Here is a 3,620-nt window from a genome sequence, read left to right as displayed (position 1 = left end):
AATATTAACCAATAAGTTGCATATATGACACAAAATAAAAGCCAGAGGGGAATTTGAGTGCCACCTCTGACTTTAATACACGAGGTATTATGGGTAATCTAATTCAACTGGAGGAACACTTCCAGCAATTTGTTTCGGTGAAGCATGCTAGGGCGAGCTATGGTGGCTGTGAAGTTACTTTAAATTTACCATGGCACGTTGCAGAAAATCTCGCGGCTATGGCCGCACCATTTCTACAGGCTGTAACTGATACTTTAGAGACGCGCACTAGAGAGCAAGCTGAGCGAGACGTGCAAAGGCGGAGGTCTGAGATAGAATACGCAAACCGTCAAAGAGAGTGGAAAGTACGTCTTCTATGCAACCTAAAGAAGGTTTATGCGGACGGTATGCATTACTATGATTTTTGCCGTGCCTTAGAGCCTCGACCTTATACAGGAACAGCACAAAGTGCTATCCACAAGCTGTATTATGATGCTCGTGCTAGAAAGAGTCAGAAAATGCGAAATGAAGGACGAAGTAATCGTGAAATTGCAGAGCATTTTGGAATGGAGGCAAAAGCTCTCGGTGCAGTCTTTCGGCGTAAGCTTACTTAGCTGCAACTTATAATTGCTAAAAAACAAATAATTGATAGGTTATCACAATGAAAAAATGCTTCCATCTGCTTATTGCCATTTTACTCTCTGCATGTTCAAATAATGTTGATACAGCAGAGGTAAAAAGCATATCTGAACAAGAATATGCGGATTACAACTGTCAACAAATCTCAGCAGAAATGCGCCGCGTATCATCCAAACTAGAAGGCGTAAAAGCAGCTCAACCGGAATCAGAAGGCGATACCTTAAAATATGTTCTCGGCACTGCCTTACAGGTCTATGGCATGTCGCAAGGTTATCAGCCCGATAATTCAAAAACTGATAATGCCCAAAAGATTTTAGAAGTTCGCTACGAAACACTTGAGCGCCTCTCTATTGATAAAGAATGCTTTTAGCGATTGCTAAACATTTTCGTATCAGTGACGCCGCGCAATATCATATTCGCAACAGCAACGCCTGTGACGATATAACCCGCATTATCTGCGTCCGACGTTAATACATGCGCGCTTTCCTCAACAATGCCTAAAATGGCGAATAGTGAGTTGAATAGTACAGTTTTCCAGCCTTTCATAGCTTTCCCCTTTTGTTGTTAATGACGTATTCACAATGTAAAATTCTACCTTCATGGTCTTTGAATGTTGTCTCTACTTCAGCCATCCATGAGCTGCTTGCCTCTAGCACTTTGGTTTGATAATCAATCTGACTTGCAAGCACTGCAACCTGAGTATCAAGGCTGCTTACGGTGTAAGTCATCCAACACAGGAAAGGCACTGCCAACGATTTTCCAACTTCACTAAGCCAACGCATTGTTTCCATCTTAAATCACCTTAAAATGCTTTGCGGCCAGATAGCCACCTGCGCCGATGACGCCCCATTTCACGATACCTGAAACACTATCAAGCCCTTTGCCAGCATATAGGCCACCTATGGCCCCTACCCCTAAAACGATTAAATACGGCATAATGCCCCCTATGCTAAAAATGTTGCTTGTTCTTCTTTTCGTCTTTTTACGAGTCCGGCAATTCTGGTGCCGCCTGCATATACCCAGCGCGTGAGCTGACCGGCTGCGGCCTCATAATCGCCCGCGTTTAATTTTCGCAATAAGGTAGATCCGGCAAGATTGTGCGCGCCTAGATTATAAATAAAACTCATTAGAGCGTCATATTCATTTTGCTTTAGCGGTACATTAACTAGCGCGACTAACTCCCTGTGAAACTGTTCTAAGTCTTGCGACATTAGATTCGTCGCCTGCTCTACTGTGACGGGTGCGCTGTATGCGTAAACATCGCCCGTAGTGCCGTAACCGATAGTCCACACGCCTGCTGAATCCTGATAAGGCCCCGAAGAGAAACCCTCTTTGCTTTTGATGAATTCCAGCCCTTGAGCGGTCAAACTTAACTGAGAAACTTCTAACCGGATATTTTGTCCAGGCTCCGCACCTAAACCAAAATCATCAATCGTGATTGAATCGCTATAAGTTTCACGCGGCGCGGAAAAGCGCGGGCTTATGTTTGGCAGATCAATATAGCCTAGCTTGTTTAATCCAAAGGTTAATGCGCTGATACCCAAAATTCCTATAATGCTTTCCATTATCATTCCAGCCCCTTATCCGCTGCCAATTGCAACGCGCGATATTCTTCTGTTTTGCGAATCAATTCCGCTTTTGCTGCGGCTCTAATTTCTGTGATGCGCGCTTTTGTCATCGCTTTTTTATAGGCAAGCTTGCCCGCAACGGTCACTTTGCTGCGCTGGCCGTCTTTGTCCGTTTCAAAGATCTCTTTTTTGGTTCGATCATATTTCTTACCAACGACACGCGCGCGGCCTTCAATCTCGACAATCTCCACATCTGCAATAAGCGAAACGGGGTTTTTGCTGCGAACGGTTGAATAGATCAAGCCGTCATTGTCAATCTGTGCATAGGTTTTCATTTTAATAAAACTCCACTACGCATACGCGCCCTGTCATCGAATCGGCTTCAATGTTGGTTGATGATGTGAATTCTAAGTCACCCACGCTGCCACCCACTCCAGCCTCGCCGCCGCCTTGATATAAAATCAAAGATTTATCCTCATTGACTGCGGTGATAGCGTTGCTACCGCTTGTGATGTCATAATAATTGATCGACTTAAGGCCGCTCAACTCAATTACATCAAACATAGATTTCGGGTTGTAAGTTGGAGCGCCTTCATCGGTGCAAATCACTTCAGTATATTTTCCATCAACAATGGTAGCGAGCTGAATATGGTTCACGTAAAGCGTTTTTGTCGCGCCGTAGCATGAGCGATAAACCAAAATAGCTTGATCCACATCAACCGGAGTGATTGCCGTCGTAACGTCCCCGCTTACAACGGTCACGGTTACTTCCTGCTTGCTTAGTAAAACTGAGCCTTGCGCTGAATTATTGACGATACCTTGAGCCTGAATCATAATTTACGCCCATTTCGTGAAGAACATGCCAATTTCTACATCTGAGCCTTTATCATGCCAGCAACGCATTTTTTCAGTTGTCGCAATAGCAACGGTTGTCATGGGTGCTAGCGGGATGCCTCGCCCGCCTGAAGGCGCTACGCCGACAAAAACTGTTTGACCGCCGACTGGCTCCATATTGCTAATAAATGCCATCGCTCGATCTGTATCAATTTCAAAAATTGACGTTTGCACGCCTGTTGGAACTACTTTGTTTGGATCATCATCAGCCACCGTAGGTGTCACGAGCTGTGAATCAACATTACCGCTGCTTTGCAACCGATCATCTTTAAATTGACCATAACCAATCACAATACGCGCCTCTAATGCGGTGCCGTTTGGGTTCGCAATCGTGACATTCTTGAAATTCGGCTGGCCTTTGGTGATGCGTAGCTCGCAACCTTGCGCGAAAAACGTAGCCGCTTCTGACTCTAAACCAATTTTGAACTCTGTTTGATTGCTATCAATGCAACGCACATATTCGCCATAAGCGGGCAAAACTTGTTCGCTATTTGCTGGGACATTGATCGTGTAATCTTTTGCTGCCTGAGTCATGTTATT

9 protein-coding genes are annotated in these 3,620 nt (G+C 44.8%); 2 read left to right on the top strand and 7 right to left on the bottom strand.

Annotated features, from left to right (window positions below; translation table 11 throughout):
- Window positions 1–89 precede the first annotated feature (89 nt).
- Window positions 90–593: a hypothetical protein gene (locus P8P30_00220; protein ID MDG1285970.1), complete on the top strand. Its 504-nt coding sequence runs from the start codon at window positions 90–92 to the stop codon at window positions 591–593.
- Window positions 594–640: 47 nt separating this feature from the next.
- The gene (locus P8P30_00215) at window positions 641–988 is read left to right on the top strand and encodes a hypothetical protein (protein ID MDG1285969.1); all 348 of its coding nucleotides are present in this window, start codon (window positions 641–643) and stop codon (window positions 986–988) included.
- Here the strand turns inward: P8P30_00215 and P8P30_00210 are convergent.
- The 7 genes from P8P30_00210 to P8P30_00180 form a co-directional block, all read right to left on the bottom strand.
- The gene (locus P8P30_00210) at window positions 985–1,164 is read right to left on the bottom strand and encodes a hypothetical protein (GenBank protein MDG1285968.1); all 180 of its coding nucleotides are present in this window, start codon (window positions 1,162–1,164) and stop codon (window positions 985–987) included. The two genes, P8P30_00215 and P8P30_00210, sit on opposite strands and share 4 nt — an antisense overlap.
- A complete protein-coding gene (locus tag P8P30_00205; protein ID MDG1285967.1) occupies window positions 1,161–1,409 on the bottom strand; it encodes a hypothetical protein in 249 nt (82 codons plus the stop codon). The genes P8P30_00210 and P8P30_00205 overlap by 4 nt, the downstream gene beginning before the upstream one ends.
- A gap of 1 nt (window position 1,410) precedes the next feature.
- A complete protein-coding gene (locus P8P30_00200) occupies window positions 1,411–1,554 on the bottom strand; it encodes a hypothetical protein (GenBank protein MDG1285966.1) in 144 nt (47 codons plus the stop codon).
- Between the two features lie 8 nt (window positions 1,555–1,562).
- Window positions 1,563–2,183 (bottom strand): lysozyme, encoded by a 621-nt coding sequence (locus P8P30_00195; protein MDG1285965.1) that lies wholly within the window; start codon window positions 2,181–2,183, stop codon window positions 1,563–1,565.
- Window positions 2,184–2,185: 2 nt separating this feature from the next.
- Window positions 2,186–2,521 (bottom strand): hypothetical protein, encoded by a 336-nt coding sequence (locus P8P30_00190; GenBank protein ID MDG1285964.1) that lies wholly within the window; start codon window positions 2,519–2,521, stop codon window positions 2,186–2,188.
- Window position 2,522: 1 nt separating this feature from the next.
- Window positions 2,523–3,020, bottom strand: a complete 498-nt coding sequence (locus P8P30_00185; protein MDG1285963.1) for a hypothetical protein — start codon at window positions 3,018–3,020, stop codon at window positions 2,523–2,525.
- A 3-nt stretch (window positions 3,021–3,023) separates the two neighbouring features.
- On the bottom strand, window positions 3,024–3,620 hold a 597-nt coding region (locus P8P30_00180; protein ID MDG1285962.1), incomplete at its 5' end, for a hypothetical protein.

It is taken from the genome of Rickettsiales bacterium (assembly GCA_029252805.1).
Classification (GTDB): Bacteria; Pseudomonadota; Alphaproteobacteria; order Rickettsiales; family JALZUV01; genus JALZUV01.
This window is presented reverse-complemented; position numbering and strand designations above follow the sequence as displayed.

What these genes read in the sequence shown, in the direction of transcription:
- P8P30_00220 (MDG1285970.1), top strand. Translation starts at nt 90, where the DNA reads ATGGGTAATCTAATTCAACTGGAGGAACACTTCCAGCAATTTGTTTCG.
- P8P30_00215 (MDG1285969.1), top strand. Translation starts at nt 641, where the DNA reads ATGAAAAAATGCTTCCATCTGCTTATTGCCATTTTACTCTCTGCATGT.
- P8P30_00210 (MDG1285968.1), bottom strand. Translation starts at nt 1,164, where the DNA reads ATGAAAGGCTGGAAAACTGTACTATTCAACTCACTATTCGCCATTTTA.
- P8P30_00205 (MDG1285967.1), bottom strand. Translation starts at nt 1,409, where the DNA reads ATGGAAACAATGCGTTGGCTTAGTGAAGTTGGAAAATCGTTGGCAGTG.
- P8P30_00200 (MDG1285966.1), bottom strand. Translation starts at nt 1,554, where the DNA reads ATGCCGTATTTAATCGTTTTAGGGGTAGGGGCCATAGGTGGCCTATAT.
- P8P30_00195 (MDG1285965.1), bottom strand. Translation starts at nt 2,183, where the DNA reads ATGGAAAGCATTATAGGAATTTTGGGTATCAGCGCATTAACCTTTGGA.
- P8P30_00190 (MDG1285964.1), bottom strand. Translation starts at nt 2,521, where the DNA reads ATGAAAACCTATGCACAGATTGACAATGACGGCTTGATCTATTCAACC.
- P8P30_00185 (MDG1285963.1), bottom strand. Translation starts at nt 3,020, where the DNA reads ATGATTCAGGCTCAAGGTATCGTCAATAATTCAGCGCAAGGCTCAGTT.